This window comes from Pseudomonas syringae group sp. J309-1 (genome assembly GCF_032582135.1).
In the GTDB taxonomy this organism is placed as follows: Bacteria; Pseudomonadota; Gammaproteobacteria; order Pseudomonadales; family Pseudomonadaceae; genus Aquipseudomonas; species Aquipseudomonas quasicaspiana.
Genome location: NZ_JAWHNU010000002.1, coordinates 176,603 through 192,676 on the forward strand (window position 1 = coordinate 176,603; position 16,074 = coordinate 192,676).

11 protein-coding genes are annotated in these 16,074 nt (G+C 58.5%); 6 read left to right on the forward strand and 5 right to left on the reverse strand.

What is annotated here, in order from left to right; genetic code table 11:
* Nucleotides 1-422: 422 nt before the first annotated feature.
* The 5 genes from RX972_RS01940 to RX972_RS01960 all read left to right on the forward strand — a co-directional run bounded on the left by RX972_RS01940 (nucleotide 423) and on the right by RX972_RS01960 (nucleotide 7,423).
* Nucleotides 423-2,852, forward strand: a complete 2,430-nt coding sequence (locus RX972_RS01940; RefSeq protein WP_316872375.1) for a TonB-dependent receptor — start codon at nucleotides 423-425, stop codon at nucleotides 2,850-2,852.
* Between the two features lie 69 nt (nucleotides 2,853-2,921).
* Entirely contained in the window at nucleotides 2,922-4,277 is a 1,356-nt protein-coding gene (locus RX972_RS01945) for an LLM class flavin-dependent oxidoreductase (protein ID WP_316872376.1), read from the forward strand.
* The gene (locus tag RX972_RS01950) at nucleotides 4,274-5,227 is read left to right on the forward strand and encodes a 5'/3'-nucleotidase SurE (protein WP_096115962.1); all 954 of its coding nucleotides are present in this window, start codon (nucleotides 4,274-4,276) and stop codon (nucleotides 5,225-5,227) included. Before RX972_RS01945 ends, RX972_RS01950 begins: the two co-directional genes overlap by 4 nt.
* Nucleotides 5,224-6,279: an LLM class flavin-dependent oxidoreductase gene (locus RX972_RS01955; RefSeq protein ID WP_316872377.1), complete on the forward strand. Its 1,056-nt coding sequence runs from the start codon at nucleotides 5,224-5,226 to the stop codon at nucleotides 6,277-6,279. Before RX972_RS01950 ends, RX972_RS01955 begins: the two co-directional genes overlap by 4 nt.
* Nucleotides 6,266-7,423, forward strand: a complete 1,158-nt coding sequence (locus tag RX972_RS01960; protein WP_316872378.1) for an LLM class flavin-dependent oxidoreductase — start codon at nucleotides 6,266-6,268, stop codon at nucleotides 7,421-7,423. The genes RX972_RS01955 and RX972_RS01960 overlap by 14 nt, the downstream gene beginning before the upstream one ends.
* Here the strand turns inward: RX972_RS01960 and RX972_RS01965 are convergent.
* Complete coding sequence (locus RX972_RS01965; protein ID WP_096115959.1) at nucleotides 7,395-8,477, reverse strand: sigma-54 interaction domain-containing protein; 1,083 nt, start codon at nucleotides 8,475-8,477, stop codon at nucleotides 7,395-7,397. The two genes, RX972_RS01960 and RX972_RS01965, sit on opposite strands and share 29 nt — an antisense overlap.
* Nucleotides 8,478-8,924: 447 nt before the next feature.
* Here RX972_RS01965 and RX972_RS01970 point away from each other — a divergent pair, with 447 nt between their 5' ends.
* Nucleotides 8,925-9,386 carry a DUF3574 domain-containing protein gene (locus RX972_RS01970; protein ID WP_096115958.1) on the forward strand — a complete coding sequence of 154 codons (462 nt, stop codon included), beginning with the start codon at nucleotides 8,925-8,927 and terminating at the stop codon, nucleotides 9,384-9,386.
* 110 nt (nucleotides 9,387-9,496) lie between these two features.
* On the opposite strand, the gene RX972_RS01975 is transcribed toward RX972_RS01970, so the two are convergent.
* The 4 genes from RX972_RS01975 to RX972_RS01990 form a co-directional block, all read right to left on the reverse strand.
* Nucleotides 9,497-11,881, reverse strand: coding sequence for a TonB-dependent receptor (locus tag RX972_RS01975; protein WP_316872379.1), 2,385 nt, complete (start codon nucleotides 11,879-11,881; stop codon nucleotides 9,497-9,499).
* Between the two features lie 477 nt (nucleotides 11,882-12,358).
* Nucleotides 12,359-13,414: a substrate-binding domain-containing protein gene (locus RX972_RS01980; RefSeq protein ID WP_316872380.1), complete on the reverse strand. Its 1,056-nt coding sequence runs from the start codon at nucleotides 13,412-13,414 to the stop codon at nucleotides 12,359-12,361.
* 25 nt (nucleotides 13,415-13,439) lie between these two features.
* Nucleotides 13,440-14,432, reverse strand: coding sequence for an ABC transporter permease (locus tag RX972_RS01985; RefSeq protein ID WP_239959230.1), 993 nt, complete (start codon nucleotides 14,430-14,432; stop codon nucleotides 13,440-13,442).
* Between the two features lie 25 nt (nucleotides 14,433-14,457).
* Nucleotides 14,458-16,017, reverse strand: a complete 1,560-nt coding sequence (locus RX972_RS01990) for a sugar ABC transporter ATP-binding protein (protein ID WP_316872381.1) — start codon at nucleotides 16,015-16,017, stop codon at nucleotides 14,458-14,460.
* Nucleotides 16,018-16,074 lie beyond the last annotated feature (57 nt).

Below are 16,074 nucleotides of genomic sequence, written 5' to 3' on the forward strand. Positions count from 1 at the left end.
GGACCGGCCTCAGCCGGGAAGAGGCCGGGGCAGACAATGAATCCTTTGCAGCAGACATACCGCCTTCCCGGCTAAAGCCGGTCCCACGACATAGGGTCTACGCAAGATCGTTCGCCCCGCCAAACCCTCTGACCAAAAACCACTCATCCCGCTGCGGGAAAACCAGCAGCCTGCCCCGCCAACTGTTAAAAAAACACCAACGCCTTCAGCGATGTCCTCTATCACATTGATATCTATTGGTTTTTATAGATGGCACAGGGCTTGCTCTATTGCTGCACCAGCGCTTGAGACGGTCGCAGCACGAGCCGGCGACAAGCCGATTAAAACTAAAACGACGCAACGCCAAGTTTGCGCCAGAACAATGCCCTGGCTCGGCATCCCATGAGGGCACCGGCCACCGCCCAATGGGAGCATCAACCAACATGAGTCATTCACACGCCAGTCAGTCCCGACAAAAACGTCGGCTTTTCGCCCATACGCTACTGTTTCTTTCGATCTGCGAGGCCGCCGGTTACAGCAGCCTGAGCCTCGCCGCCGAAGCGGCCGATAACCCGCTCGACACCGTCGTGGTCGTAGGTAACCGTGGTCAGGCGCGCACGCTGGCTGAAAGCCCTTCGCCGGTTGACGTGATTTCCTCAACGCAACTTCAGGCCACTGGCCAAGGCGATCTGACACGGGCGTTGAGCCGTGTTCTGCCCTCACTCAACCTGCCTGCATCGTCAGGCTTCGGCTCCACGTCTATCGTGCGGCCCATCAGCCTGCGCGGCCTGAATGGCGATCAGGTTCTGGTACTGGTCAATGGCAAGCGTCGGCACAACAGCGCGTTACTCAACAACGCCACCTCACTGAACTCTGGCTCGCAACCGGTGGACATCGACATGATCCCCACCGCGCTGGTGGACCATGTAGAGATCCTCCGCGACGGCGCATCGGCGCAGTACGGCTCGGATGCCATTGGCGGCGTGATCAACATCGTACTCAAGCAGACCGATCATGGCGGCAGCGTGGCCACCACCTACGGTCGAAACTACGAAAACGGCGATGGCGAAACCGTGCGCCAGACCGGTAATGTCGGGTTCGCACTGCCCAACGACGGCTTCATCAACCTGGCCCTGGACGTTAAAAAACAGCGCGTCTCGGATCGCTCCGACAACGCCCTCTACACCGACTCCGCAGGCAACGCGAGCAACCAGCACACCTATTACGGCACCGGCCTGCCAGAGGCTCGTAACTTCAGCCTGGGCTACAACGCCGAACTGCCGATCGGCGATTCGACCCTCTATTCCAATGCCACCTACACCCGACGCAACTCGGAAAAACCTCTGGCCTTCCACCAGCCAGCTTCATTCAACGGCATCGCCACGCCGTTCCCGGAAGGAATTGAAGATACCCTGCGCTTCATCGAAAACGACTTTCAGTTCACGGTGGGCAACAAGGGCCAGGCGCTCGGTTGGGATTACGACCTGTCTAGCACCTATGGTCAGGACCATGCCCGCGCGACCCTGCGTGATACTTACAACCTGAGCTACGGCGCCGACTCGCCCACGTCGGTGGATACCGGCGTTAAAACTTTCAGTCAGTGGACCAACAACCTCGACCTGACCCGTTCGTTCGATCTTGGCCTGGCCAGACCGACCCAGATTTCCTGGGGCTTGGAGCAGCGCTATGAGAACTACAAAATCGGCAAAGGTGACTATGAGTCCTACGCCAGCGGCCCATTCACGGTGGGCGGCAACGGCGCCCCCATTCCACCGGGGACTATTTCCGGCGCGGGCACTACACCACAGGATGCCGCCGAACGCGGCCGCACCAGCCTTGCGGGCTATGGCGAGATCGGCCAAGACCTGACCGATAAATGGCACATCGACCTGGCGGGACGCTACGAGCACTACAACGATGGCTCAGGCACAACCACTAATGGCAAGCTGTCGACCCGCTATCAACTGACGCCAATTCTCGCCGTGCGCGGTACTGCGAGCACAGGATTCAGGGCACCATCGCTGGCTCAGCAGATCTACAGTTCGACCTCCCAGAGCAACGTCAACGGCAACCTGTTCGACTACCGCAACGTGGCTGTGGACTCTGACGTCGCCAAAGCTCTGGGAGCTTCAAATTTGAAGCCGGAAAAATCCACCAACTACAGTCTCGGCGTAACGCTGCAACCTACCGACGCCACTAGCATTACCCTTGATGCTTACCAGATCAAAATTCGCGACCGCATTGCCCAGACAGGCTATCTGGGCGGCACACCGGCCATTCAGGCGATCCTGACCGGGGCGGGGCTCAACCCTAATCAGGCGGTGACCTACTTCACCAACGCGCTGGACACCACCACGCGTGGCGTCGACCTGGTCGGCGACTACCGCCAGGATCTGGGGGGCTATGGTCGCGTGCGCTACACCCTTGGCTTTAACTGGAACACTACGCAGATCGATGACATCCACGCTTCGAGCGTTGCTCAGGCGGCGCTGGGCCCAACCGGCGGCTATGACCGACAGCGTCAGGGCAACCTCAAGCACGGTGTACCGGAGTCGAAAACCCTGCTGGGTGCCAACTGGGACATCGGCAAATTTCAGGTCGGCCTGAATCTGACCCGCTTCGGCGAGTACACCGAATACGGGACTGCCGAACAGTTTGACCGCACCCACGCGGCAACCTGGATCACAGACCTCAATGTCGATTACCACGTGACCAGTCAGATCACCCTGACAGCCGGGGCGAACAACCTGTTCAACAAGTATCCGGAACGCACCAATCTGCCGACCGCCTCGGGCGCTTTCCCTTACGGGACCTTTTCCCCGTATGGAACCACCGGCGGCTACTGGTACACCGGCATAGCCTACGCATTCTGAGCATTGTTCTGCCGCTCCTTGCCCGGTTCATCCGGCCCAGGGGCGGCCCTTTATTACCGGGAGCCTTCCATGACCCGTCGCACTGATCAGATCAAACTCGGCGCCTTTCTGGCCAACAGCGGCCATCATGTCGCCGCATGGCGCCATCCACTGGCCCAAGCCGATGCCAGTCAGGATTTCGAACACTTCAAGCAAATTGCCCAGACCGCCGAACGGGGCAAGTTCGACGCGCTATTCATCGCCGATGTTGTCGCCGTCTGGGGTCACCATCATGACGCGCTGAGCCGCACAGCCCGCGCCGAACATTTTGAACCCCTGACATTGATGTCGGCCCTGGCCGCTGTCACCCACAATATTGGCTTGATTGCCACCGCCACGACCACCTATAACGAGCCGTACCATATTGCCCGTAAGTTCGCCTCGCTGGACCACTTGTCCAAGGGGCGCGCAGCCTGGAATCTCGTGACGTCTGTGGTCAGCGACGAGGCCTGGAATTTTGGTCGTGAGCAACACACCGATCATGCCGACCGTTACCAGCGCGCCGAAGAGTTCCACGATGTGGTGCAAGGCCTGTGGGACAGCTGGGAAGACGATGCGTTTGTGCGCAACAAACAGAGCGGCATCTATTTCGATGAGAGCAAGCTGCATGTCCTGAATCACAAAGGCCCGCACTTCTCAGTACGCGGCCCGCTGAACGTTGCACGTCCGCCTCAGGGCCATCCGGTGCTGGTGCAGGCCGGCGCGTCCGAACCCGGCAAAGCGCTGGCCGCCCGGGTTGCCGAAGTGATCTTCGTCGTCAATCACGATGTTACCGGGGCCCAGGCGTTCTACGGCGATATCAAAGCCCGTGCGGCCGCACTGGGACGCGACCCGGACGCGATCAAAGTTCTGCCGGGCATCACTCCATTCATCGGTGAAACGCGAGAGCAGGCACAAGCTTTGTTCGAGGAGTTTCAGGCATTGATTGATCCGGTCCTGGGCTTACGGCTGCTGGCCGATACCCTGGGCGATGACATTGACCTCTCAGGCCATGACCTGGACGGCCCACTCCCGGCCACTGAACCCGGCCAGCGCGGCAGCCGCCGCGACGGCGTACTGGAACTGGCCCGCAAGGAAAACCTCAGCATTCGTCAGCTGTACCTGCGACTGGCAGCGGGCAACCCGGTAATTGGCACGGCAACAGACATCGCCGACACCTTGCAGACCTGGTTCGAGGCACGGGCCTGCGATGGCTTCAATGTATTCTTCCCCTACTTCCCCGGCGCTATCGATGTCTTTGTCGATCAAGTGATTCCGCTGCTGCAAAACCGTGGCCTGTTTCGTACCGAGTACGAAGGCAACACGCTGCGCGAAAACCTTGGTCTGAGCAGACCGGAAAATACCTTGCAGAAGGCACGAAACAAAGCCTTGGCGGACGTGTCATGAGACGTTGCGGGGCCCTGCTGATTACCTTCAGCAGTCTGCTCACCACGCCTGCCTTTGCCTTGAATATTTTGCTCAGCAACGACGACGGCTATGCCCACGCTAACATTCGGGCGTTGTACAGTGAGCTCAGATCACAAGGTCACAACGTCAAGATCGCCGCGCCCTTCAGTGAGCAAAGTGCACGTGGCGGCGCGTTCATTTACGGACGTAAAGTACAGATCGGGCAGGACGCAGACCCCGCGTGGCCCGACAGTTACTACCTGAGCACCTCGGAAAAAGGCGTATGCACCAGCCTCGCCTGTGCCGGTGAGACAGTTGACATCACCATCAGCGCCACACCGGTCATGGCCGTTCTGATGGGCCTGAAAAAAGTTATGCCGCAAGCGGATCTGGTCATCGTTGGTCCCAACCCTGGCAACAATCTGGGCGTCATCAACAACGCTTCCGGGACGTTCAACGCGGCCAGTGTTGCGCTGCTGACTGGTGTTCCAAGCCTGGCGGTCAGTACTGACCTCAAGGAAAAAAATCCGCTAAAAGTGGCTACGCTTATTGCCGGGCTGGTGAAAAATCTTGAGCAGCATCGCCAGCCGGACGGGGCGCTGCTGCCCAAGGGGATCGGTTTGAATATCAATCTGCCGCCACTGACTGCCATCAAAGGCGTACGCCTGACCCAAGTTGGCAGCTACGTGCCTTTCGCGGTGATCTACACCGACGACATGGGTAAGCTCGACGTCAGACTGGCCGGACAACCCGGCATCAGTTTTCAGTACAATCCACCGCCAGGCGCCAGCCAACAGGATGATGAAGCGGTCTGGCTCGACAAGGGCTATTTGACCATCAGCCCCTTCAACGCTATTCCGGCAACGGTCAACGCAGCGTCTGAACTTCAGTCGTTACTGAGTCTGCCGCTGCCGCCATTGCCCCTCTCAACGAACAAGGCCGTGCAATGAGTCTTGAGATTAGCTGGCAATTGGTGCCCCGCCACACAGAGCACAGCCTTGATGCACAGGCCTGGGATGATCAGCCCGGCGAGTGGATTCAACTGGCGCAGGCCGTGGAGTACGCTGGCATTGATCGCCTGTGGGTACCGGGCGACTCGATCCCCGCAGAAAGCCTTGGCGTGACTGCTGCCTTGTGCGCTCATACTCGTTCGCTGGGGTTCACGGTCAGCATTACCCCGGAGGTCATCCTGCCAGCAGCGCTGGCGGCCACGGCGCAAAGCCTGCAATCCATCAGCGGTAATCGCGTGCGTCTGCACTTGCCTGACGGTGAAAAAAAACAGCTGCGCAGCGCCTTCGGTGAATGGCTCAACCGCGATCAACGCAGCGAGAGAATCGGCGAGTATCTGGATATCCTCCAGCACCTGTTGAATCCGGCGTCTGATCCACTGAATTTTGCCGGCCGCTACTTTCAACTGGAAAACGCCGGTATCGCCCGGCGCACGCTGCCCGCTCCGGCGCTGATTCTCGACGACAGTCAAAGCATTACGCTGCTCGCTCGGCATGCCGATGAATGTGTGTTGCGCTCTGCCGAACCGCGCTGGGTCATCAGCGAAATTGCCCGCCTTCAAGCAGCGGCGAACGAGCAAGGACGCACCATCAAGTTTGCCTGCGACCTGGGTTTGATCATGGCCAGCAGCGAAGCATTAGCATGGGCTGCCGCAGAGCAATATCTGGGCGAACATTCAGCAGCTAGCGCACTGGCATACTTCCGTATTCAGGATCAGAAAGTCGCAGACCTGACTGCGCGAAACATCCTGGTCCGACGCCATGAAATCCACCCCAATTTATGGCGACCGTTCAAGGCAGGGCCAGCCCTGCTGGTCGGAACGCCGCAGCAGATCGCAACGCGTCTACAAGAGCTGCACGGACTGGGAGTTGGCCATATCAATATCTGCGCGCAGCCTGCAGTCAGCGATGCGTTGCGCTTTGGCGAAGAGGTCCTGCCACTGCTGCAGGCCAAAGGATTGCGTGAGGAGCAACGGCATCATGTCCACCCGTAAACCCGGCGCTATTGAGCTAAACTGGTTTCTGCCCACCAATGGCGACGGGCGCCATCTGACCAGCAGCGGTTTGCCTAAAGCAGGCCTGTTCCAGGAGGGCGAACGAGCGCCCTCCCTTGCTTACTTGCGCCAAGTGGTTCGCGCCGCTGAGCAGGCGCGTTTTGACGCAATCATGGTGCCCACTGCAAGTGGCTTCGAAGACCCATGGCTGATTACCTCAGTGCTGGTCCAGGAGGTACAGCGCCTAAAATTTCTGTTGACGGTGCGACCCGGCCTGGAGCTGCCGAGCTACACCGCGCAGCGTGCCGCGACACTGCAAATGTTGAGCAAGAACCGCCTGGCACTACACGTGGTCAGCGGTTCCAGTCGCTTTGAACAACGCTCACTGGGTGACTTTCTAGAGCATGACGAACGTTATGCCCGTAGCGCAGAGTTCATACAGTTACTCCACGCCACCTGGTCTGGCGAAGGGCATCTCTACCACGGCCGCTATTATCGAGGCGCGGAAACTGCGGCCATTGCGGCCCCCGGAAAAATGCCCGAGATTTATTTTGGCGGTGCATCATCGATCGCTGAGCAGACCGCCGCAGGTCATGCCCAGACCTATCTGATGTGGGGCGAACCCCCGGCAATGATTGGCGAGCGCATTACGCGCATGCGCGATCTCGCTCAGGCTCAGCGGCGCACCCTGCGTTTCGGTTTGCGCTTGCATGTGTTCGCCGCGCCCACTGCGCAACAGGCCTGGGATCACGTGGAACGCCTGCTGGATGAAATCCCTCAGGAAGCCATCGAACGCGCCCAGCGCCAGTTGGCCAATTATGAGTCCGTGGGTCAGTCGCGCCAAAACAGCCTGAACCATGGCCGCGTCCATGGCGTGCGCGAACTGGAGGTCTCGGCCAACCTGTGGGCTGGCGTGGGTCTGGTCCGTGGAGGTGCAGGCACTGCCCTGATCGGCAGCTATCAGGATGTCGCCGAGCGTATCGAGGAGTATCACCAGCTTGGCGTGGACAGCTTCACCCTGTCGGGTTTTCCACACCTGGAAGAAGCCATACACCTGGGTGAGGAGCTGTTACCCCTGCTGCGCGGGCTGCGTGCGCCCGAGGCGCATCAGCCGCTCAACCGCCAGTCTTCTCCCGCCCCTTGAGCATGCCGTGATTCACCAGCAGCGTACGCATCGCGTTACGGGTGATGCCCAGTAACTCGGCCGTACGCAGTTGGTTGAAACTGCAATGGGCGAAGGCTTCACGCACGATCAAGTCCTCCAGATCGAACAGCAGCGAATCACCTGGCACATCAAACAGGCGGCGTAACTGATCGCGGATGGTTTCCTGAGGCAAGCGTGGGGCGCCTTCGGTATTGCTCTGACTAGCACTGAGCCCGGCAGAGAACTTCAAATGCTCGGGGCGTATCACCTTGTCGCCCGCGACCAATAGTGCAAGGTGCACCACGTTTTCCAGCTCACGGATGTTGCCGGGCCACGGATAGGCAAGCAAAGCGTTGACCGTCGCCTCGGATAACATCGGCTCGGTGATTTTCAGTTTCAAACTGTAGGTTTTGCGGAAATGCTCAACCAGCGGAAGAATATCCAGCGGTCGTTCGCGTAGCGCCAGTACCTGAACCTGAGCAACATTGATCCGGTAAAACAGGTCCAGCCGAAAGTTACCCGCATCAACCGCCTGTTCAAGGTCGATGTTGGTCGCCGTGACCAGGCGGATATCAATCTTTATCGGCTTGCGCGACCCCACACGGACGATTTCTTGCTCCTGCAAGGCGCGCAGCATTTTGACCTGTAGCGCTAACGGCAGGTCGCCGACTTCATCCAGAAACAGGGTGCCGCCATCAGCCTCTTCGAACCAGCCTGCACGACGCCCCACCGCGCCGGAAAACGCGCCGGGCTCGTGCCCGAACAGTTCGCTTTCAGCCAGGCTCTCGCTGATCGCGCCGCAGTTGACTGCGACGAATGCGCCCTTCCGTCCACTGGCTTCATGGATGAACCGGGCAACCAGCTCTTTGCCTGTCCCGGTTTCGCCATTGACCAGCACCGGTACGTCACTCGGCGCAACCCGCTTGAGGTATTCAAGCAACTCCCGGGAACGAGGATCGGCAAACACCAAAGCTTTGGCGCGGATCGACAGCGGGTTCTTATCGCCCTGGGGCAATGTCAGCACTGGGACGGCGCCCCACGCGTTATCACTCATGGCTGAATACTCTCGGGAATCTTCCTGAACGGATGTAAAGCTTCAACACCATCTTCCACACATTTACAAAAACAACGTCGCCAGCACGCAGCAGGTCAACAACACATATGGCAGTTCCATGGAACGCTTACTCCGTCATTCGAAAAAGCACGCGTTCCTTACGCGACCGGAACAGCTTGCAAAACACAATGTGATAAATGATCCATCATGCTGCTTATTTCTTAAAAGAATATTTTCTCTCCGCGACCTGCTAAACAGGCATAAAAAACCTCGCTTTCCTCCCTAGTTCATTGAGTGCCAAACGAATAATTGAGGCTTATTCAATAAGGCGTTGCGCGCTGCGTTTTTTGTTATTTCAGTCTTGCAAATCCGCTTCTTATAGTGCGCGACTACTAGTCTGCGGCTACGCGACTATTCAACCCTGCTCCGCTCAAGGAAAAAAACCTGATGTTTCGACGTCTGTTATTGCCAACGATGTTTCTGGTCATGGTCGGTTGTGCCGCTACGCCAATCGAGTCCGTTCACACCACCAACCCGACCAGTTCAACCTTGCAAGGCGACAGCAGTCGTCCCGCTCAAGCAGTCTGGCTGCGTACCGAGTTGTACTTCTCCACCGGATCGCTGGGCCGCAAGGAAGGCAACATCAGTCCGGAGCGCTGGCGTGAGTTTCTCGACAAGGAGGTCACGCCACGCTTCCCCGACGGCTTCACGGCGCTGGATGCCTACGGTCAGTGGCGTGACAAAGGTGCAGCCCAGCCAGAACGGCTGAGCACCAAAGTGATTGTGATCCTTCACGAAAACACAGCTCAGCACGGCAAGGACATCGAAGCCATTCGCCTGGCGTGGAAACGCGTCACTGGCGATCTGTCAGTGCTGCGCTTGTCTCAGCCCGCGGATGTTTCTTTCTGAATCAGGCGAGAGACATCTGTAGCGTTAGAGGCTTGGTTTGATGCTTTGTGTACATCCGTTGTTACACCAACAACGGATATATCCACAAAAAACCTTAGGAAAACTGTCGCTTAAAAACCGTAAGTAGCCCGGGCATAGTAATAAGCACCATTGGTGCCGATTGGCGACAGCACGTCATACGGCAGGTTACCGCCGTAGTTGATCTGCGAACTGGAGCGTTCAGGGTATCGGTCGGTCAGGTTGTTGCCACCCAGCGCAATATCAAATTTCGGGGTGAATTTGTATTGCACCTCGGCATCCAGTTGCCAGACCGCGTTATAGGTCTGCTCTGGCTGCGAGTCGCCAAAATCGAATACCCGCGTGGTCTTGCCCTGACGCGTCAAACGCCCCAACAGCCCCCAATGCTGGCTGGCCCAGTTAGCAGAAAAAACGAAACGGTCTCGTGGCGCGGCATCGGTCAACGTGTTGCGCTCTTCCACCCCCACCAGCGCGTCGTTACCAATCCCCAGAGCGGTGAGTTGCGACGGCGTGCCTTTGGTCTTGGTGACCTTGGTGTGGTTCCAGGTATAGGCGGTGGTCAAACCCAACTGCCCAGCAAACAATGGCTGATGGTAGTTGAGAACCAGCTCGGCCCCGTCGGTGCGGGTATCGGCGGCATTAGTGAAGAAGTTCACATCATGAACCCCGGCGACGCCGAGGTTGTCATTGATGTACTGCTCCAGCGCATCGCTGCCGATGCGCTGCGACAAGGTAATGCGGTCTTTCACATCAATGCGGAATACATCCAGCGACGCATCGAAACGCTCGCTCAGTTGTGCCGTCAAACCCAGGCTGAAGTTTTTCGAGGTTTCCGGATCCAGATCCTGAGCGCCAAGAGCACGGGCGATCGGGTCGTTGACCGATAGCACGCGAATATCAGTCAGCGTACCGCCAGTGCCAAAGTTGCTGGTGGTGTTTTGAAAACCGACTTGCGCCAGGGACGGCGCGCGAAAGTTGTTTGATATGGCACCGCGCAACGCCCACTGCTCGGTCAGACGATAGCGACCGCTGAGCTTGCCGGTGAGTTTGCTGCCCGCATCGTCGTAACGCTCCCAGCGCGTGGCGGCGTCCACGAATAAACGGTCAGTCAGGTCGCCGGACAATTCGGCATAGGTGCCGAAGACATTGCGATCCAGATCCACCTCTTCGCTTGGACGCAGGCCGTTGGCACCGTCAGCCCCGGAGCCGAAATATGAAGTCGGATCACCTGCGTACGTCAGGTAATTTTCGTAACGGTATTCACCGCCGACAGCCAGTACAAAAGAACGTGATCCCAGGCGCAGCTCACGGGTGAAGTCCAGATTGGCGGTAGTCTGCCGCAACTCATATTCTCCCGTATCAAAATGCGTCGGCGAGTCGGCGCCCAAGGCAACGTTGAGGGTGCGCTGGGTGGCGGATTCAAAATGGTTCCGACCGTGAGTGATGCTGCTGTCGAAGTCCCAGTCTTCACCGATCAAGCCTTTGAAACCGGCCGTGGCAGACAGGTCCTTGTTGTCTCCCAACGATTGCGGAAGAAAACCGTTGGGGTAGAACTGTGGTTGCTCGGAGGGATAGCGATAAAATTCGGCACCGGTGGTGTGCCGCTCGTTGTAAGTGCCGAACGAATAAGCTTTACCGCCCGCCAGTGGTAGCTCGCTGTTGAACCAGGCGTTGACATCCCGCGCCACACCGTCACCCATCACATAATTGCGTTGGCCTGGTGTATCAGCGAAGCCGTCAAAACCGGCACGGTTGGTGGGGTTGCGATCTTTGTACTCGGTCCCGCCACGGATGAAACCGCCCTCTTCGCCAAGGCGTGTGCCGATCTTCGCAGTGGTCAGGCTGTTCTGTCCGTCAGTCGTGGTTTTACCGATGGCGTTCTGGTGGGTGTGATAAGCACCGTATGTGGTCGACACTTCGCCGCCTTCGGGAGCGTCGTCAAGGATGATGTTGATGACCCCGGCAATGGCGTCAGAACCATATTGCGCACCGGCGCCGTCACGCAGCACTTCGATGCGCTTGATCGCACTGATGGGAATCGAGTTGAAATCCACCGGCGCGGTTCCACGACCGATTTTCGATGAGTCATTGACCAGTGCAGAGGTGTGACGGCGCTTGCCATTGACCAGCACAAGCACCTGATCGGGACTCATGCCCCGCAGTTGCGCAGCCCGAACGTGGTCGGCACCGCCCGAGTTGGATTGACGCGGAAAACTGAAGGACGGCAGTAACGTCTGTAAAGCCTGGCCCAGTTCGCCATTACTGGCACCAGCGGACTTGAGATCAGCCGCAGTCAACACGTCCACCGGCACAGGCGAATCCAGCACGGTGCGCGACGTGCCTCGCGTACCAGTGACCAGAACCGCCCCCAGGCGAGTATCGTCATTAGTTACCGTAGTCTCTTCAGCCTGGGCAGGAAGTTGGGTCATTGCCGTTACAACAGCAGCGGCAAGTAATGAACGTGAACGGTGGTGCATGGAACAGCTCCTTTGGATCGCAGGTAATACCAACCCCGGCCGATGCTTGAATGTCGGCCACAGTGAGGCGGTAATCGCTGCTGTAATTTTTAGTGATCAGGAACATTGCGCGCATTGCACAAGCCGCTAGATCAAACTTGGCAACACCGGGGCAGAACAACCCCGAAGTTACTCAAAACCCCTGAAGGCTGGATGCTAGATGAGGCTGGGGCTGAAGCCAAAGAACCATTAATACTTAGGTTATATCGGGAGAGACAACTGTTGCTTGTTAAACAGTGGGTGTTGAACAGGCAACAGTTAGTAAATAACTAGCGCATCAATTTAAAAACTTAATTATTGCCGTCGAAGTTGAACCCATTTCAGGAGCGCGCTTGATTCGCGAAAGCGCGAGGTCAGGGTCAAACGGTATCGACAGAAAGTGGCAGATCTGTTTACGCACTTGAGCAAGGGTATCGATCAAGCACTCGCCAACCACTCTCACTTAGCCAGCGGGATCCATGGCGTACTTGCAACGCCAGCAGCCTCGCCGAATGCGGGCACTTTTTGCGCCAGGTCGCGCACGTTCTTAACATCCAGATCCAACAATTGCTGGCGAGTGATCAGTACCGGTGGCACCAACACATGCGTGCCAGGATTTTCACCAGCAATGCGCATGGCCAGGCTGCGCACGCTGATCGCTCCTGCCACCTCCGGGTTGACCGCAGCCGTGGCGACCCAGGCACTGTCAGGCTCCTTCATAATCTGAATGTCTGCTGTCGAGATGTCAGCGCTGTAGATTTTCACCTGCTTGCCAAGGCCTGCTTCGTCGACTGCGATCTTGGCACCTTTGGCGAATTCATCGAAGGGCGCGAATACCACCTGCAACTGCGGATTGGCGCGCAGAACGGCGCTTGCCTGATCCGCAACCGAGTTGGCGATTGGCGGGTTAAGGGTGCCGAATCTTGCTTTCTCGATGATGCCCGGATTAGCCGCTTTGACCTCCCGCCAGATTTCATCGCGGCGCTCCATCGGCGTGAAGCCACCGATGAACACATAACCGGCCTGGAATGTATTGCCGTTGTCCTTCAGCGCCTGGCCCAGCGCCAAACGCGCCAATTGGTGGTGGTCCTGTTCGATCTGGGTGACTTGCGGGTTACCCAGATCGATGTCGAATGCCACAACCTTTATGCCTTTGGCGACCGCTTTGGCGACGGTATCTTTCAACGTCTCCGCAAGACCCAATTGAACAATGATGCCGTCGACACCGAGATCAATCGCCTGCTCCAGCATCTCTCGCTGAGTCGCCGCCTGTTGCCGCGCATCGAACAAACGCAGATTGACGCCCAAAGCCGCCGACTGTTTCTCCACGCCTCGCAAGTACGCCTCGGGGAAATCCCCGGCAAACAGGTATCCCACCAAAGCGATGTTCACCCCGCCCTTGTCAAAAGGCGCCGGGGCACCGGCGATACCGGCTGCATGGACGCCCCCGGCCAGAGAGAAAACCAGAGTGGCAGCGAATAAACGGCGCAGCCCGCGATTGATGAATCCCGACATCGAATGATCCTTATCTGAGGGTGGCTCAACGCGCCCGTTGCGCGAGGCCGAAGGTAAACATCAGCGCCAATACCAATACCGCGCCCTTGACGAAGTCCTGGGCGTAATACGGCGCGTTGAGCATGGTCAGGCCGTTGAGCAGCGTCGCTACCAGCAGCGCGCCAACCAGCGTGCCAAAGGCGTTGGGCTTCCGCGCACCGAGTACCGCAAAACCGATCAGCGCAGCACCCAAGGCATCCAGCACCAGGCCGTTGCCGGAGCTGACGTCGCCGCGTCCAAGCCGTGCGGCCAGCAGCAACCCGCCCAGTGATGCCAGCAGTGCCGACAGCACGTAGGCCAGCAGCTTGTATTTTTCAACAGGAGCACCGGCCAGTCGCGCCGCCCGTTCGTTGCCACCGATGGCGTAAAACACACGGCCAAAGCGGGTCAGTTCCAGCAGCCCCCAGATCAGCAAGGCGACGACCAGCATCACCACCACCGGAACCGGCACCGTGTCCCACAACCGCGCACGCCCCAATGCAAGGAAAGCCGCACTGAAACTTCCGCTCGCCTCCTCCCCGTTTGGCAACGTCATGCCGACCGCAATCGAGCGCCCACCGGTAGGAATCAATTGCAGACCGATAATCAGGAACATGCTGCCCAGAGTGGCGAGAATGTCAGGGATTCCCATGCGCACAATCAAAAAACCGTTGAGCAAACCCACCAGCGCGCCACAACCAAGACTGATCAAAATCGCCGGCAGCGGCCCCCAATCAAGGACAACCATCACATAACTGGCGCACATCAGGCTCATGGCCGCGACCGCGCCGATGGACAGATCCAGGCCGCCCACCGACATGCTTAGGGTCACACCCAAGGCCAACAAGGCAACGATAGAAACCGACTGAAGAATGATGAACAGATTTCCGACTCGCAGAAATGCAGGTTCCAGTACCGAGAACAACACCACCACGATCGCCAGGACCAGCAGCAAACCGTAATGGATGGTAAAGCGCAGCAATGATCCGCCCGGCCGCAGCCTCGGGGAATGTACAGATGTCGACTCAGACAAGCGTGGCTCCTTGAAGGGGCAATGGGTCAAGGGTGGTGTGCGACGAGATACCCGCCAGCTGCGCAACAAGTTGCGCGCGGTCCAGTCCGACGCGGGAATAGTCAGCGATGACGCAGGCATCACGAACCACCAGAATGCGATCGGCAATTTCCAGTGCCTCATCGGGGTCGGAACAGATCACCAGCGTGGCGCGCCTTCCCGCACTGGCCCGGATGCGCGCACCGATCTCCCGACGGGCGCGGATGTCCACCCCCTGAAAAGGTTCGTCGAGAATCAGCACGCGTCCGTTACCCAGCAACCAGCGGGCCAGCACCACCTTCTGCTGATTGCCGCCGGAAAGCGTATCCATCGGCACATCGATCCCGGTGCACTTGATGCCCAGGGACTGCACCTGCTCCTGCACCGCCTCACGCTCGGCAGTCTGATGGATAACCCCGCCACGGCTGAAGCGCCGCAGGAACGGCAAGGTCAGGGTCCGAGCGAGAGAGAAGCCCGGCACCAACGAGCCACCGACGCGGTCTTCGCTGGCCATGAATACCCCACCCGCGATGGCTTGTTGCGGAGAGTTCGGCGCCCATGGTTTACCGTCCAGCTCGATGCTCCCGGCCACGGCGCGTCGCAAACCGTAGAGCAGCTCGGCGATTTCGCTCTTACCCGCGCCCAACAGCCCAGTCAGGGCTACTACCTCGCCTTCATACAAATCCAGGTCGAAACCAGCGCTACGCTCACTCACCTGGCAACCGCGCACCTGCAATACCTTCTGACCGCGCTCGACCTGCTGGTGAGTCACGGGCTCCAGCTCGCTGCCCAGCATCGCGTGCACGGCAGCAGTAAGATCCAGAGGTGCTGTGAACTCGCCAGCCAGTCGGCCGTCACGCAAAACAATTGCGCGGTCTGCGACACGCTGCAGATCGGACAAACGATGGGAAATGTAGAGAATCGATACGCCGCGCTCGCGCAGCGCATCAATGAGTTCAAAAAGACGCTCTGCCTCGGTGGCAGACAATGCAGCAGTCGGCTCATCCAGCACCAGTAGTTTGGGCTTGAGCGCCAATGCGCGAGCCAGCACGACCAGTTGCCGTTCCGCCGTCCCCAGGCTGCCGATAGGCGCATCCAGTGGCAGCTTCAGATCGAGGTTGGCGGCTATCTGCCGAGCCCGTTCTTGCAGCTGGGATCGCCGACTGTAGAGAGGACCGCGCGGTTGGCAGAGTTCATCCAGCAGTAGGTTCTCTGCGACGGTGAAACCCGGCACCACCGCCTCGTCTACATGCTGATGCACCGCGACGATACCGGCTTGGCGAGCGTCCTTGGGAGATGCGAAACGCACGGGCTGCTCATTGACCAATAACTGCCCGGCATCATGCCCATGGCTACCAGCAAGGATCTTGACCAGCGTGGACTTACCCGCACCATTGGCCCCCAGCAACGCCACAACTTCACCGGCATAGAGCTGCAAATCAATGTCTTGCAATACCGGGTTTGCGGCAAATGACTTGCCTAATCCGCGGGCACTGACCAAGGCAATATCACGGGCAGTAACAGGCGGCTTCATGGATATCTCAACGTCGAAGATCAAAGAGGAACAACGGGCAAATGAGTCGCAGCAGGC

Bases quoted from the DNA above. Each gene is read 5' to 3' on its own strand.
- RX972_RS01945 (WP_316872376.1), top strand. From the start codon at position 2,922: ATGACCCGTCGCACTGATCAGATCAAACTCGGCGCCTTTCTGGCCAAC.
- RX972_RS01940 (WP_316872375.1), top strand. From the start codon at position 423: ATGAGTCATTCACACGCCAGTCAGTCCCGACAAAAACGTCGGCTTTTC.
- RX972_RS01950 (WP_096115962.1), top strand. From the start codon at position 4,274: ATGAGACGTTGCGGGGCCCTGCTGATTACCTTCAGCAGTCTGCTCACC.
- RX972_RS01955 (WP_316872377.1), top strand. From the start codon at position 5,224: ATGAGTCTTGAGATTAGCTGGCAATTGGTGCCCCGCCACACAGAGCAC.
- RX972_RS01960 (WP_316872378.1), top strand. From the start codon at position 6,266: ATGTCCACCCGTAAACCCGGCGCTATTGAGCTAAACTGGTTTCTGCCC.
- RX972_RS01970 (WP_096115958.1), top strand. From the start codon at position 8,925: ATGTTTCGACGTCTGTTATTGCCAACGATGTTTCTGGTCATGGTCGGT.
- RX972_RS01975 (WP_316872379.1), bottom strand. From the start codon at position 11,881: ATGCACCACCGTTCACGTTCATTACTTGCCGCTGCTGTTGTAACGGCA.
- RX972_RS01980 (WP_316872380.1), bottom strand. From the start codon at position 13,414: ATGTCGGGATTCATCAATCGCGGGCTGCGCCGTTTATTCGCTGCCACT.
- RX972_RS01965 (WP_096115959.1), bottom strand. From the start codon at position 8,477: ATGAGTGATAACGCGTGGGGCGCCGTCCCAGTGCTGACATTGCCCCAG.
- RX972_RS01990 (WP_316872381.1), bottom strand. From the start codon at position 16,017: ATGAAGCCGCCTGTTACTGCCCGTGATATTGCCTTGGTCAGTGCCCGC.